The organism is Pseudomonas sp. R2-60-08W, assembly GCF_003852335.1.
GTDB lineage: Bacteria > Pseudomonadota > Gammaproteobacteria > Pseudomonadales > Pseudomonadaceae > Aquipseudomonas.
Genome location: NZ_CP027731.1, coordinates 1,381,171 through 1,395,639, shown reverse-complemented (window position 1 = coordinate 1,395,639; position 14,469 = coordinate 1,381,171). Strand labels below are relative to the sequence as shown.

Here is a 14,469-nt window from a genome sequence, read left to right as displayed (position 1 = left end):
TTACTTCAGCTGATTCATGCGCTCGATCACCTGGCGGGTGATGTCGTATTGAGGCTTGACGTCAATCACGGCGCCACGCTCGAACACTAGGTCAAAGGCACCCTTCTTGATGACTTCTTCCACAGCGCTGTCGAGTTTCGGCTTGAGCTGCTTGAGCATTTCGCGGTCAGCAACTGCTTTGGCTTCGTTCAGTTCCTTGGATTGGAACTGGTAGTCACGGGCCTTTTGCTTGAATTCAAGCTCCAGACGCTCGCGCTCGCCTTGCTGCATCTTGTCACCACCGGCAACGAGACGGTCCTGGATGCCTTTGGCACTGCTTTCCAGAGTTTTGAGCTTGGTCAGTTGCGGACCGAATTTCTTTTCTGCATCCACGGCGTACTTCTTGGCCGCGTCAGATTCCAGCAGGGCCATCTGATAGTTCAGCACGGCGATTTTCATTTCGGCGAAGGCCGGGGTGGTTACCAGCACAGTGGCCAGCAGGACCAATTGAGTCAACTTACGCACGATGTACTCCTACAGAATCCGTTGTCGTTATCTTAGGTCAGACGCTTAGAACGTCTGGCCAAGGGAGAATTGGAAAATCTGGGTTTCAGCGTTATCCGGTTTCTTGATCGGCATGGCCAGAGCAAAGCTCAACGGGCCCAACGCAGTCACCCAGGTCACACCCACACCGACGGAGCTGGCCATATTGCTCAGGCTCACATCGTTGCACTGGGTGTTGGACTTCAAGCCACTTGGGTTCTTGATCTGCTCGCACTTGGAGTCGAACACGTTACCCACGTCCCAGAAGACCGAGGTGCGCAGGGAACGCTGGTCCTTGACGAACGGCAGCGGGAACAGAATCTCCGCACCACCCTGGATCAGCACGTTACCACCGAACGGAAGCGGGTCGTTGTCCGAGTCAGGTTCCGTGCCCTGGTTACCAGTAAACGCTTGACCACGACTCGGCGTACCACGAGGACCCAAGGTGCTGTCCTTGAAGCCACGTACCGAGTTGAAACCGCCCGCATAGTAGTTCTCATAGAACGGCAAGCCATTGGTCGAACCATAACCGTCGCCATAGCCCAGCTCGGTGTGCAGGCGCATGGTGTAGTTATCGCTCAACGGCTGGAACAACTGGCCACGGTAGTCGAGCTTGAAGAACGACAGGTCGCTGCCCGGCGTGGTGACTTCCGCAGTCAGGCTCTGGGAATGGCCACGGGTCGCCAGTACGCCTTTGTTCAGGGTCGACTCGGACCAGCCGGCAGACGCCTTGAAGTTCAGGAACTTGTCGCCTTCACGACGGGTGAAGTCGAAAATTTCATCCACGGTGTACACACCGGTCTTGATCTCATCCTGCTGCGCAGTCAGGCCGAAGGTCAGGCGCGAGGTCTCACTGATCGGATAACCCACGTTGACGCCGGCACCAAGGCTGTCGATCGCATAGCTTGCAACGTCGACGTCGAGGTCTTTGTAGTCGGTGGTGCGGTAGAAGGCGTTGTAGCCCAGGCTCACACCGTCTGCAGTCCAGTAGGGGTCGGTGTAGCCGAAGTTGTATCGGCTCTGGTATTCGCTTCGGGTCAGGCCGATGGATACACGGTTACCGGTGCCGAGGAAGTTGTTCTGGGTGATGGAACCGCCCAGGATCAAACCCGCGCTCTGTGCGAAACCGACGCTGGCGGTGATCGAACCCGAGGCTTGCTCTTCGACGGCGTAGTTCACGTCGACCTGGTCATCCACACCCGGTACGGCCGGGGTTTCGACGTTGACTTCCTTGAAGAAGCCCAGGCGCTCAAGACGGGTCTTGGATTGGTCGATCAGGTAAGTCGACGCCCAACCGCCTTCCATCTGGCGCATTTCACGGCGCAGCACTTCGTCCGAGGACTTGGTGTTGCCACGGAAGTTGATGCGGTTGACGTAGGCACGCTTGCCCGGATCGACGACGAAGGTGATGTCCACGGTGTGGTCTTCATCGTTCGGGGTCGGCACGCCGTTGACGTTGGCGAAGGTATAGCCTTCGTTACCCAGGCGACGGGTAATCAGCTCCGAGGTGGTGGTCATCAGCTTGCGCGAGAACACCTGGTCTTTCTGGACCAGCAACAGGGACTTGACCTGATCTTCAGGCACTTTCAAGTCACCGCTGAGCTTGACGTCACGAACCTTGTACTTCTCGCCTTCGTTGACGTTGACGGTAATGTAGACGTGCTTCTTGTCCGGGGTGATGGACACCTGGGTCGAAGCGATGTCCATGTTGATGTAGCCACGGTCCAGGTAGTAGGAGCGCAGGCGTTCCAGGTCACCGGACAGTTTTTCACGGGCGTACTTGTCATCGTTCTTGAAGAACGACAACCAGTTGGTGGTCTTGAGTTCGAACAGGTCGATCAGGTCCTCATCCGCGAACTTGGTATTGCCCACCACGTTGATGTGCTGGATGGCCGCCACGGTGCCTTCGTTGATATTGACCTTCAGGCCTACGCGGTTACGCGGCTGTGGGATGACTTCCGTCTCCACGCTTGCCGAGTAGCGGCCCTGGGCAACGTACTGGCGTTGCAGCTCGTTACGCACACCTTCAAGGGTGGCGCGCTGGAAGATCTCGCCCTCGGCCAGGCCCGACTGCTTCAACCCCTTCATCAGGTCTTCAGTGGAGATAGCCTTGTTACCTTCGATCGTGATGCTCGCGACGGAAGGCCGCTCGACGACGGTGATAACCAGGACGTTGCCTTCGCGACCCAGTTGGATATCTTGAAAGAACCCGGTTTTGAACAGCGCACGAGTGGATTCCACCAGGCGACGATCATCAGCCTGTTCCCCGACGTTCAACGGCAAGGCACCAAAGACGCTACCCGCGGAAACCCGCTGGAGGCCGTTGACGCGAATATCGGAGATGGTGAAGGACTCGGCGTGAACTTCGGCGATCATCAATACGGTGAGAACCGCAGTTAGCAGCAGACGTTTCATGAAGTCCTTTCTTATTCCAACTGGCAATAAACAAACTGCCGCAAAATGCGGCAGATTCGCAATTCAGCGAAGCGTTACAGTCGTCCCAGATCGTTGACCAGAGCTAACAACATCACTCCGACCACCAAACTGATACCGATCTGTATCCCCCAACCCTGCACCCGATCCGACAAGGGGCGACCACGCACCCACTCGACCAGATAAAACAGCAGATGCCCCCCATCCAACACTGGAATGGGCAGCAAATTCAGAACTCCAAGGCTGATACTCAGATAAGCCAGGAAATTCAGGAAATCCGCGACACCCGACTGGGCAGAAGCGCCCGCCACTTTAGCAATGGTTATCGGTCCACTCAAGTTTTTTACCGAGAGCTCGCCGAACAACATTTTCTTCAGGGATTCGAGGGTCAGCACGCTCATGGTCCAAGTGCGTTTAGCACCCTCGCCAATCGCTGCCAACGGCCCGAAGCTGATCTCTCGCACCATCGATGGCGGCCATTCGACACCTTTGACCCCGGCACCCAGGTAACCCCCGGCAGCCTTAGCCTCACCACGCACCGACAAGGTCACAGGGACGTCGATTTGAGCACCTTCGCGCTCAACTTTCAGCACAATTTTCGTATCAGGGCGTACACGTACCAGGTCGACCACTTGCTGCCAGTCGCCCAGCGCCTGGCCGTCAAGGGCCAACAACCGGTCGCCGGTTTTCAGGCCTGCGGCCTGGGCCGGGCCTTTAGGGTCCAGTTCGGCGAGTACCGGCGGCAACGCCGGACGCCATGGACGAATGCCCAGGGACTTGATCGGATCCGGCTCGTCAGCGCCTTGAAGCCAATGGTCCAAGGCCAGCTCACGCGGGCTTTCGGCACTGGAATCCGGCTCGCGCACCACCACATTGACGCTGCCGCTCTCACCCAGCCGCCGCACCAACTGCAAATTGACCGCGCCCCAACCCGTGGTGGGCTCGCCATCAATGGAAACAATTTCCTGGCCTGCCACCAGCCCGGCCTTGGCCGCCATACTGCCCGTCTCGACCGCGCCGATGACCGGACGCACTTGCTGGCTGCCCAGCATGGCAAGGACCCAGAAGAACACCATCGCCAACAGGAAATTGGCAATCGGGCCGGCAGCGACGATGGCGATGCGCTGACGAACGGTCTTGCGGTTGAAGGATTGATCCAACTGGTCCGCAGGCACTTCGCCTTCGCGCTCATCGAGCATCTTCACATAGCCACCCAGCGGGATGGCTGCAATCACGAACTCGGTACCCTGACGATCATGCCAGCGAACCAGCGGCATGCCGAAACCGACGGAAAAGCGCAATACCTTGACGCCGCAACGACGCGCCACCCAGAAGTGGCCGAATTCGTGGAAGGTAACCAGCACACCCAGAGCAACCAGGGTGCCGACAATCATGTAGAGCGCACTCATCTAATTTCTCCGCATTTCAATCCAATGCCTGAAGGCGCTTACCCGCCTACAGCCTGACGCGCGTTGCGGTCCAGCCATTGCTCGGCCAGGGCCCGAGCCTTTGTATCCGCCTCGAACACGGCCCCCAGGTCATCCACAGCCACAACCGGCTCAGAATCCAGAACGTCCTCGATGATACTCGCGATCTGCGGAAAGCGGATGCGCCGTTCGAGAAACGCCGCCACGGCCACTTCATTGGCTGCATTGAGCATGGCTGGCGCACTGTTGCCCGCCTCAGCTGCTTGCCGGGCCAGACGCAGGCACGGGAAGCGCTGTTCGTCCGGCGCCTGGAAATCCAGGCGCGCGATGGCAAACAGGTCCAATGGCGCCACACCGGAATCAATCCGCTCCGGCCAAGCCAGGGCATTGGCGATCGGCGTGCGCATATCCGGGTTGCCCAATTGCGCCAGTACCGAGCCGTCCACGTAATCCACCAGGGAATGAATCACACTTTGCGGGTGAATCACCACCTCCACCTGATCAGGCCGCGCATCGAACAACCAGCACGCCTCGATCAGTTCCAGCCCTTTATTCATCATGCTCGCCGAATCCACGGAGATTTTGCGCCCCATGGACCAGTTCGGGTGCGCGCACGCCTGGTCGGGCGACACATGCTCCAGCTCATCCACCGGAGTCTGCCGGAAGGGACCACCGGACGCCGTCAGTAAAATCCGGCGCACGCCGACCTGGCCCAGGCCGCGGGCAAAATCAGCGGGCATGCACTGGAAGATCGCGTTGTGCTCGCTGTCCAGGGGCAACAGGACCGCCCCACTCTTGCGCACGGCCTGCATAAAGAGCGCGCCGGACATGACCAGGGCTTCTTTATTGGCCAGCAGGATTTTCTTGCCCGCATCGACGGCAGCCAGTGTGGGGCGCAAACCCGCTGCGCCGACAATAGCTGCCACGACAGTATCCACTTCGGCGTCCGCAGACACCTGGCACAGCCCCTCCTCGCCCACCAGCACCTGGGTGGCAAGGCCGGCGGCCCGCAGATCATCCTGCAGGCTTCGCGCGGCAGCGGCCTGCGGCACCACGGCAAAGCGCGGCGAATGACGCACGCATAACGCCAGCAGTTCATTCATGCGTGTAAAGCCAGTCAGGGCGAAAACCTGGTAACGATCGGGGTGACGGGCGATGACATCCAGGCTGCTCAGCCCGACCGAGCCCGTCGCTCCAAGCACGGTGACCTGCTGCAGACGGCTCACGAAGCGATCATCCACAGCAACACGGCAAAGATCGGCAACGCGGCGGTGAGGCTGTCGATACGGTCCAGCACACCACCGTGACCTGGCAGCAGATTGCTGCTGTCCTTGATCCCGGCCTGGCGCTTGAACATGCTCTCGGTGAGGTCGCCCACCACCGAAATGAATACCACCACGGCGGTCCCCAACAGGGCGAGGACAATCTCTTTCACCGACCAGTCGCGCCACACACCGACCGCCAGCGCAATCAGCAGCGTCAAGGCCAGCCCGCCGTATACGCCTTCCCAGCTCTTGCCTGGGCTGACGGCCGGCGCCAGCTTGCGCTTGCCAAAGGCACGGCCTGAAAAGTAGGCACCAATGTCAGCGCCCCAGACCAGCACCATGACCGCCAGGATCAATTCGTTGCCATTCGGGAAACGCTTGATTTCCACCAAGCCTTGCCAGGCCGGCAGCAGGATCAGCAAGCCAATCACCAACTTGCAGGCCACACTGGACCATTGACCGCTGGTGCGTGGATAGGTCAGCACCAGGAACGTCGCCAATGCCCACCACAGTACCGACGCCCCCAGCACCCAGGGCGCGATATCGGGCAGGATGTACATCAGGAACAGCAACAGCGCGACGATCGCGGCGTACGCCACGCGTGGCAATTGATCGCTGAAGCCCGCCAGACGCGCCCATTCCCATGCGCCGAGGGTTACCACCAGGCCGATGAACAGTGCAAAGCCGGAACCCTCGAGCAGGAAAAAACCACACAAGGCAATCGGCAGCAGGATCAGTGCTGTGATGATTCGTTGTTTAAGCATTTAAACCCGGGCTCCAGCTTCGATCTGCTCGCTCGTTTTACCGAAGCGACGCTGACGGGAAGCGAAATCGGCCAGCGCATTGCGCATGGCATCGTGTTTGAAGTCCGGCCAGAACAGGTCGGAGAAATACAACTCGGTATAGGCTAGCTGCCACAGCAGGAAATTGCTGATGCGGTGCTCACCACCGGTACGGATGCACAAGTCTGGCAACGGCAGGTCGCCAGTCACCAGGCAGGTTTGCAGCAGTTCGGGCGTGATGTCGTCGGGCCGCAGATGACCGGCCTGCACTTCGCGGGCCAGTCGTTGCGCAGCCTGGGCGATATCCCATTGGCCGCCGTAGTTGGCCGCGATTTGCAGCACGAAACGGTTGCTGCCGGCCGTGATAGCCTCGGCTTCACGCATGGCTGCCTGCAGCTCCGGGTGGAACCGGGAACGGTCACCAATGATGCGCAGGCTGATGCCGTTGTCATTGAGGCGCTTGGCCTCGCGCCGCAGCGCCTTGAAGAACAGGTCCATCAAGGCACTCACTTCTTCGGCGGGCCGTTGCCAGTTCTCACTGGAAAAGGCAAACAGCGTCAGCACTTCGACCTTGGCCTCGGCGCACACTTCGATGACAGCGCGCACCGCATCGACACCCGCTTTATGCCCGGCAACACCGGGCATAAAGCGTTTTTTCGCCCAGCGATTATTCCCATCCATGATGATCGCGACATGGCGCGGCACCACAGAGGGCACAGTCTGCTTGGTCTTTTCCATGAAGGCGTCCTGACCCCTTATACGGCCATCAGGTCCTTTTCTTTTTCTTCGGTGGCCCTGGTGATCTGGGCCTCCGCATCCTTGGTCAGCTTATCGATATCGGCAACGGCACGGCGCTCTTCGTCTTCGCTGATTTCCTTGTCCTTGACCAGCTTCTTCAGGTCACCCAAGGCATCGCGACGGATGTTGCGCACGGCAACCCGTGCATCTTCTGCCGCGCTGCGCGCCTGCTTGGTGAAGCCCTTGCGGGTCTCTTCGGTCAGGGCAGGCATGGAAATCAACAACAATTCGCCCAGGTTGGTCGGGTTGAGGTTCAAGCCGGCACTCTGGATAGCTTTGTCGACCGCCCCGAGCATGTTGCGCTCGAAGGCCACGACCTGCAGGGTGCGCGAGTCTTTTACGGTGATGTTGGCCACCTGGGTAATGGAGGTGTCCGTACCGTAGTAGGGCACCATCACGCTGCCCAGGATGCTTGGGTGAGCCTTGCCGGTACGAATCTGGCCGAATGCGTGGCTCAGAGACTCCAGGGATTTGTGCATACGCGCTTGGGCGTCTTTCTTGATTTCGTTGATCATTGTTGGCCTTCCTCGATCAGAGTCCCTTCTGCGCCGCCGTGTACGATATTCAGCAGGGCGCCGGGTTTGTTCATGTTAAATACGCGCAGCGGCATCTTGTGGTCGCGGCACAGACAGATAGCCGTCAGGTCCATCACACCCAGCTTGCGATCCAGCACTTCATCGTAGGTCAGATGATCGAACTTCTCGGCATGCGGGTCTTTGAATGGATCTGCAGTGTATACGCCATCCACCTTGGTCGCCTTCAACACCACGTCTGCGTCGATTTCGATAGCACGCAGGCATGCGGCCGAATCGGTGGTGAAGAATGGGTTACCGGTGCCCGCGGCAAAGATCACCACTTCCTTGGCGTTCAGGTGGCGCATGGCTTTGCGGCGATCGTAGTGATCGGTCACACCGACCATGGAAATAGCCGACATCACGATGGCCGAGATATTGGCACGCTCCAGGGCGTCACGCATGGCCAGGGCGTTCATCACAGTGGCCAGCATGCCCATGTGGTCGCCAGTGACCCGATCCATGCCGGCAGCACTCAGTGCCGCGCCGCGGAACAGGTTGCCACCACCGATCACCAGGCCCACCTGAACACCGATACCGACCAGTTGGCCGACTTCGAGCGCCATGCGGTCAAGTACCTTGGGGTCGATCCCGAACTCTTCCGAGCCCATCAGGGCCTCGCCGCTGAGCTTGAGTAGAATGCGTTTATAGCGAGCCTGATAACCACTGCCCTGCTGAGCCATTGCGAATCTCTCCTGCGGCGTATTTTTTAAAAAATTCTTGGCGAGCCGTTTACGGCTTGCGTTCACTCTAGCTGGACGCCATCACAGCGCCATCGGAACACGGCTTTGTAAGCCAGTTCCGAGGGGAAGCCAAATAAATTCGCCTTCCCATTTGAAAAGAGGCTGCGCGCGTGAGCGGGCAGCCTCTTTCGGGCGACAGTTCAAAACTGTCTTATTGCTTGGCGGCAGCCAGCTGGGCAGCAACTTCTTCAGCGAAGTTGTCGACCGGCTTCTCGATACCGTCGCCTACTTTGAAGTAAGTGAAGGAAACGATTTCAGCACCGGCTTTCTTGGCCAGTTCGCCAACCTTGATTTCAGGGTTCTTGACGAACGCCTGCTCAACCAGGCTTGCTTCAGCCAGGAACTTGCTGATACGGCCTTTGACCATGTTCTCAACAATGTTTTCTGGCTTGCCTTTGATTTTTTCTTCGTTCAACTGCAGGAACACAGCTTTTTCACGCTCGATCGCTTCGGCAGAAACTTCCGAAGGCAACAGGAACTCAGGGTTGCTGGCCGCTACGTGCATAGCGATGTCTTTGGCCAGTTCAACGTTGCCGCCTTTCAGGACAACTGCAACACCGATCTTGTTGCCGTGCAGGTAACCACCTACCACGTCACCTTCAACGCGCACCAGGCGACGGATGTTGACGTTTTCGCCAACCTTGCCGACCAGTACCAGGCGATCTGCTTCTTGAGCTTCGATCAGCGGAGCGGCGTCAGTCAGTTTGTCGGCGAACGCTTTTTCAACGCTGGCGGCAACAAATGCCTTGAAGTCGTCCTGCAGAGCCAGGAAGTCGGTCTGCGAGTTCACTTCCAGCAGTACCGCGGACTTGCCGTCTTCTTTCAGAGCGATGGCGCCTTCAGCAGCCACGTTGCCTGCTTTCTTGGCGGCCTTGATGGCGCCGGAAGCACGCATGTCGTCAATGGCTTTTTCGATGTCGCCGTCGGCCTTTTCCAGGGCCTTCTTGCAATCCATCATGCCTTCGCCGGTACGCTCACGCAGTTCTTTAACCAACGCTGCAGTAATTGCTGCCATTTTCAAATTCCTCTTGGATAGGTTTTCAACCATTCCACCCGATCGAACGGGGGATCAATTCTTCCCGAATATCCGTTGTAGGCTGCTGCACGTTACAGAGCAACGATGCGCCGCCACAAGTGGGCGCCAACAAATGGTTTTCGAGGTGGCAAAAAGGGGGCCAAGCCCCCTTTTTGCTTACTGAGTCAACGCCAGGGCGTCAATTACTCAGCTGCGGCTACCGGAGCTTCTTCAACGAACTGCTCGGTACCGCCAGCAACGTGGTTGCGACCACGGATTACAGCGTCAGCCATCGAACCCATGTACAGCTGGATAGCGCGGATTGCGTCATCGTTGCCTGGGATGATGTAGTCAACGCCATCCGGGCTGCTGTTGGTATCGACTACGCCGATAACAGGGATGCCCAGCTTGTTGGCTTCGGTGATCGCGATGCGCTCGTGATCAACGTCGATAACGAACAGTGCGTCAGGCAGACCGCCCATGTCCTTGATACCACCCAGGGAACGATCGAGCTTTTCCAGGTCGCGAGTGCGCATCAGCGCCTCTTTCTTGGTCAGCTTGGCGAAAGTACCGTCTTCGGCTTGCACTTCAAGGTCACGCAGACGCTTGATGGAAGCACGGATGGTTTTGAAGTTGGTCAGCATGCCGCCCAACCAGCGGTGATCGACGTACGGCGAACCGCAACGTGCCGCTTCTTCAGCAACGATCTTGCCAGCGGAACGCTTGGTGCCGACGAACAGGATCTTGTTTTTGCCCTGGGCCAGGCGCTCTACGAAAGTCAAAGCTTCGTTGAACATTGGCAGGGTTTTTTCAAGGTTGATAATGTGAATCTTGTTACGCGCGCCGAAAATGTACTTACCCATTTTCGGGTTCCAGTAACGGGTCTGGTGACCGAAGTGCACACCGGCCTTCAGCATATCGCGCATGTTGACTTGGGACATGATAGTTCCTTAATAAGTCGGGTTTGGCCTCCACGTATCCCAATGACCAACCAGCGGCTTCAAGGCCTCCGGCACCCAGGTCATCGTGTCGACACGTGTGTGGATTTAAGCTCTGCGGGGCATCCCCGGAAAGCGGCGCATTTTATACCACAGCAAGGGCGAAAACGGAACCCGCAATCACATTTGCCGCAAGCTTCCTTGCGCCAACCCTTTGAATGGGGCCGACATACCCCCACTCTATAGAGAGAAGCGATCGTCAGGGGCTCATGGTTTGTCGCCCGCGTCTGTTAGAATCGCGTTTTTTTGTGGCGTGTGCGAAGTGTCGCACGCCCGTGAACCGTATTGATTTCAGCGCGTCGCGCTAGAGAGAGCCTGTATGACCGTTAGTTTGAAAACCGCCGAAGACATCGCCGGCATGCGCATCGCCGGCAAACTGGCCGCCGACGTGCTGGAAATGATCGCCGAACACGTCAAGCCCGGCGTCACCACCGAAGAACTGAACCAGATCTGCCATGACTATATCGTCAATGTGCAAAAGGCCATCCCAGCCCCACTGAACTACAAAGGCTTTCCCAAGTCGATCTGCACCTCGGTCAACCACGTGGTCTGCCACGGGATCCCGGGGGACAAGCCGTTGAAGGACGGCGACACCCTGAACATCGACGTCACCGTGATCAAGGACCGCTACTTCGGCGACACCAGCCGCATGTTCCACGTCGGCAACGTGCCGGTCTGGGCCGAGCGCCTGTCCCAGGTGACTCAGGAATGCATGTACAAGGCCATCGAGATCGTCAAGCCAGGCTGCCGCCTGGGCGATATCGGTGAAGTGATCCAGAAGCACGCCGAAAAGAATGGCTTCTCGGTGGTGCGCGAGTTCTGCGGCCATGGCATCGGTACCGTGTTCCATGAAGAGCCGCAGATCCTGCATTACGGCCGCGCCGGCACCGGCATGGAACTCAAGGCCGGCATGACCTTTACCATCGAACCGATGATCAACCAAGGCAAGGCCGATACCAAGGTGCTGGGCGACGGCTGGACCGCCATCACCAAGGACCGCAAACTCTCGGCCCAGTGGGAGCACACCCTGCTGGTCACCGAAACCGGCTACGAGATTTTCACCCTGCGCGCCGACGACACGATTCCACGCGTTTCGGCCTGACAGCTTGCCCAGGTTTCCCCATAGCATGTTGTGAATGACTGATAGTATAGAAAGGAAAGCCGATCGATGCCCCAGGTGGATCCCGAACTCTTCGACCGTGGCCAGTTCCAGGCCGAACTGGCGCTGAAGGCGAGCCCTATCGCCGCGTTCAAGAAGGCGATCCGCCAGGCCCGCGAGGTGCTCGATGAGCGCTTTCGCAGCGGCCGCGACATACGCCGGCTGATCGAGGACCGCGCCTGGTTCGTCGACAATATCCTGCAAAAAGCCTGGGAACAGTTCAGCTGGAGCAGCGAGGCGGATATCGCCCTGGTCGCGGTCGGCGGCTACGGCCGTGGTGAGTTGCACCCCTACTCCGACATCGACCTGCTGATTCTCCTGGACAGCGCCGACCATGAGATTTTTCGCGATTCCATCGAGCGGTTTCTGACGCTGTTGTGGGACATCGGCCTGGAAGTCGGCCAGAGCGTACGCTCGGTGGACGAATGCGCCGAAGAGGCTCGCGCCGACCTGACCGTCATCACCAACCTGATGGAAAGCCGCACCATCGCCGGCCCCGAGCGCCTGCGCCAACGCATGCTCGAAGTCACCAACACCGCACACATGTGGCCGAGCAAGGATTTTTTCCTGGCCAAGCGTGCCGAGCAAAAGGCGCGGCACCACAAATACAACGACACCGAATACAACCTGGAACCCAACGTCAAAGGCTCGCCGGGCGGGCTGCGGGATATCCAGACGATTTTGTGGGTGGCCCGTCGCCAGTACGGCACCCTGAACCTGCGCGCCCTGGCCGGCGAGGGCTTTCTGGTGGAGAGCGAAAACGCGCTGCTGGCCTCGTCCCAGGAGTTCCTGTGGAAAGTGCGCTACGCCCTGCACATGCTTGCCGGGCGCTCGGAAGACCGCCTGCTGTTCGACCACCAGCGCTCCATCGCGACCCTATTGGGTTTTGAAGGCGAAGACGCGAAGACCAGCATCGAAAGCTTCATGCAGCAGTACTACCGGGTAGTGATGAGCATTGCCCAGCTCAGCGACCTGATCATCCAGCACTTCGAAGAAGTGATCCTGGCACCCGAAGACGAAGCGCCGCCGCAACCGATCAATTCGCGCTTCCAACTGCACGACGGTTACATCGAGGCGCGCAACGACAACGTATTCCGCCGCACGCCGTTCGCCATGCTGGAAATCTTCGTGCTGATGGCCCAGCAGCCGGAAATCAAAGGCGTGCGCGCCGATACCATTCGCCTGCTGCGGGAAAACCGTCATCTGATCGACGATGAGTTTCGTCATGACATCCGCAACACCAGCCTGTTTATCGAACTGTTCAAGTGCAAGATCGGCATCCACCGCAACCTGCGGCGCATGAACCGCTACGGCATCCTCGGGCGCTACCTGCCGGAGTTCGGCTTTATCGTCGGGCAGATGCAGCACGACCTGTTCCACATCTATACCGTGGACGCCCACACGCTGAACCTGATCAAGCACTTGCGTAAGTTGCAGTACACCCAGGTGTCAGAGAAATTCCCACTGGCCAGTAAGCTCATGGCCAAGCTGCCCAAGCCAGAGCTGATCTACCTGGCCGGCCTGTACCACGACATCGGCAAGGGCCGGCATGGCGACCATTCGGAGATCGGCGCGGTGGATGCCGAAGCGTTCTGCCAACGCCACCAATTGCCGTTGTGGGACAGCCGCCTGATCGTCTGGCTGGTGCAGAACCACCTGGTGATGTCGACCACCGCCCAGCGCAAGGACTTGTCCGACCCGCAAGTGATCCACGACTTCGCGCAGATCGTCGGCGATGAAACCCGCCTCGACTACCTCTACGTGCTGACCGTCTCCGACATCAACGCCACCAACCCGACGTTATGGAACTCCTGGCGCGCCAGCCTGTTGCGCCAGTTGTACACCGAGACCAAGCGCGCCCTGCGCCGCGGCCTGGAAAACCCGGTAGACCGCGAAGAGCAGATCCGCCGCACCCAAAGCGCGGCCCTGGATATCCTGGTGCGCGGCGGCAACGACCCGGACGATGTTGAACAACTGTGGTCGCAACTGGGTGACGACTATTTCCTGCGTCACACCGCCGGCGATGTCGCCTGGCACACCGACGCCATCCTTCAACAGCCGGCCGATGGCGGCCCGCTGGTCCTGATCAAGGAAACCACCCAGCGCGAATTCGAAGGCGGCACGCAGATTTTTATCTACGCGCCGGACCAACATGACTTCTTCGCCGTAACCGTGGCGGCCATGGACCAGCTCAACCTGAACATTCATGACGCCCGGGTGATCACCTCCAGCAGCCAGTTCACCCTCGACACCTATATTGTGCTCGACACCGAAGGCGACTCGATTGGCGACAATCCGGTGCGTGTGAAGAAGATCCGCGAAGGCCTGACCGAAGCCCTGCGCAACCCGGATGATTACCCGACCATCATCCAGCGCCGGGTACCGCGCCAGCTCAAGCACTTTGCCTTTGCGCCGCAGGTGACGATCTCCAACGACGCCCAGCGCCCGGTAACCGTGCTGGAGCTCAGCGCGCCGGATCGCCCCGGCCTGCTGGCACGCATCGGCGGGATTTTCCTGGAGTTCGATCTGTCGCTGCAGAACGCCAAGATTGCGACCCTCGGCGAGCGCGTGGAAGACGTGTTCTTCATCACCGACGCCGATAACCAGCCGCTGTCCGACCCTGAGCTGTGCCGCCGTTTGCAGGATGCGATCGTGGAGCAATTGAGCGTGACCCAGGAACCCGGCGTCGCGCTGACGCGCCTGACCCTATGAACACCGGCGTATGTGGGAGGGGCTTACTCCCGATAGCATTGGA

At 59.0% G+C, this 14,469-nt stretch carries 12 protein-coding genes; 2 read left to right on the top strand and 10 right to left on the bottom strand.

The annotated features are described in order from the left end of the window. The 10 genes from C4J90_RS06250 to rpsB form a co-directional block, all read right to left on the bottom strand. On the bottom strand, window positions 1-504 hold the full coding sequence (locus C4J90_RS06250) for an OmpH family outer membrane protein (RefSeq protein WP_003172279.1): 504 nt from the start codon (window positions 502-504) through the stop codon (window positions 1-3). Between the two features lie 45 nt (window positions 505-549). Then, window positions 550-2,937 carry an outer membrane protein assembly factor BamA gene (gene bamA, locus C4J90_RS06245; RefSeq protein WP_124414011.1) on the bottom strand — a complete coding sequence of 796 codons (2,388 nt, stop codon included), beginning with the start codon at window positions 2,935-2,937 and terminating at the stop codon, window positions 550-552. A gap of 74 nt (window positions 2,938-3,011) precedes the next feature. Further along, entirely contained in the window at window positions 3,012-4,364 is a 1,353-nt protein-coding gene (rseP, locus tag C4J90_RS06240; RefSeq protein ID WP_124361612.1) for a sigma E protease regulator RseP, read from the bottom strand. A 38-nt stretch (window positions 4,365-4,402) separates the two neighbouring features. After that, on the bottom strand, window positions 4,403-5,608 hold the full coding sequence (gene ispC, locus C4J90_RS06235; RefSeq protein ID WP_124419430.1) for a 1-deoxy-D-xylulose-5-phosphate reductoisomerase: 1,206 nt from the start codon (window positions 5,606-5,608) through the stop codon (window positions 4,403-4,405). Further along, window positions 5,605-6,411, bottom strand: a complete 807-nt coding sequence (locus C4J90_RS06230) for a phosphatidate cytidylyltransferase (protein ID WP_124361610.1) — start codon at window positions 6,409-6,411, stop codon at window positions 5,605-5,607. Before C4J90_RS06230 ends, ispC begins: the two co-directional genes overlap by 4 nt. Then, on the bottom strand, window positions 6,412-7,167 hold the full coding sequence (gene uppS, locus C4J90_RS06225) for a polyprenyl diphosphate synthase (protein WP_057723202.1): 756 nt from the start codon (window positions 7,165-7,167) through the stop codon (window positions 6,412-6,414). A 17-nt stretch (window positions 7,168-7,184) separates the two neighbouring features. Continuing rightward, window positions 7,185-7,742 (bottom strand): ribosome recycling factor, encoded by a 558-nt coding sequence (gene frr, locus C4J90_RS06220; protein WP_124419429.1) that lies wholly within the window; start codon window positions 7,740-7,742, stop codon window positions 7,185-7,187. Then, window positions 7,739-8,482: a UMP kinase gene (gene pyrH / locus C4J90_RS06215; RefSeq protein ID WP_003172271.1), complete on the bottom strand. Its 744-nt coding sequence runs from the start codon at window positions 8,480-8,482 to the stop codon at window positions 7,739-7,741. Before pyrH ends, frr begins: the two co-directional genes overlap by 4 nt. A 211-nt stretch (window positions 8,483-8,693) precedes the next feature. Then, window positions 8,694-9,557, bottom strand: a complete 864-nt coding sequence (gene tsf / locus C4J90_RS06210) for a translation elongation factor Ts (protein WP_124361608.1) — start codon at window positions 9,555-9,557, stop codon at window positions 8,694-8,696. Window positions 9,558-9,760: 203 nt separating this feature from the next. Next, on the bottom strand, window positions 9,761-10,498 hold the full coding sequence (gene rpsB / locus C4J90_RS06205) for a 30S ribosomal protein S2 (RefSeq protein ID WP_048719953.1): 738 nt from the start codon (window positions 10,496-10,498) through the stop codon (window positions 9,761-9,763). Between the two features lie 376 nt (window positions 10,499-10,874). Here rpsB and map point away from each other — a divergent pair, with 376 nt between their 5' ends. Both map and C4J90_RS06195 read left to right on the top strand, forming a co-directional pair. After that, window positions 10,875-11,657 (top strand): type I methionyl aminopeptidase, encoded by a 783-nt coding sequence (map, locus tag C4J90_RS06200; RefSeq protein WP_005785707.1) that lies wholly within the window; start codon window positions 10,875-10,877, stop codon window positions 11,655-11,657. A gap of 66 nt (window positions 11,658-11,723) precedes the next feature. After that, entirely contained in the window at window positions 11,724-14,426 is a 2,703-nt protein-coding gene (locus C4J90_RS06195) for a [protein-PII] uridylyltransferase (RefSeq protein WP_124361606.1), read from the top strand. Window positions 14,427-14,469: the final 43 nt, after the last annotated feature.

Excerpts from the sequence above, each read along its gene's own strand:
- frr (WP_124419429.1), bottom strand. The coding sequence starts at position 7,742 with ATGATCAACGAAATCAAGAAAGACGCCCAAGCGCGTATGCACAAATCC.
- bamA (WP_124414011.1), bottom strand. The coding sequence starts at position 2,937 with ATGAAACGTCTGCTGCTAACTGCGGTTCTCACCGTATTGATGATCGCC.
- C4J90_RS06195 (WP_124361606.1), top strand. The coding sequence starts at position 11,724 with ATGCCCCAGGTGGATCCCGAACTCTTCGACCGTGGCCAGTTCCAGGCC.
- C4J90_RS06230 (WP_124361610.1), bottom strand. The coding sequence starts at position 6,411 with ATGCTTAAACAACGAATCATCACAGCACTGATCCTGCTGCCGATTGCC.
- map (WP_005785707.1), top strand. The coding sequence starts at position 10,875 with ATGACCGTTAGTTTGAAAACCGCCGAAGACATCGCCGGCATGCGCATC.
- rseP (WP_124361612.1), bottom strand. The coding sequence starts at position 4,364 with ATGAGTGCGCTCTACATGATTGTCGGCACCCTGGTTGCTCTGGGTGTG.
- tsf (WP_124361608.1), bottom strand. The coding sequence starts at position 9,557 with ATGGCAGCAATTACTGCAGCGTTGGTTAAAGAACTGCGTGAGCGTACC.
- rpsB (WP_048719953.1), bottom strand. The coding sequence starts at position 10,498 with ATGTCCCAAGTCAACATGCGCGATATGCTGAAGGCCGGTGTGCACTTC.
- pyrH (WP_003172271.1), bottom strand. The coding sequence starts at position 8,482 with ATGGCTCAGCAGGGCAGTGGTTATCAGGCTCGCTATAAACGCATTCTA.
- uppS (WP_057723202.1), bottom strand. The coding sequence starts at position 7,167 with ATGGAAAAGACCAAGCAGACTGTGCCCTCTGTGGTGCCGCGCCATGTC.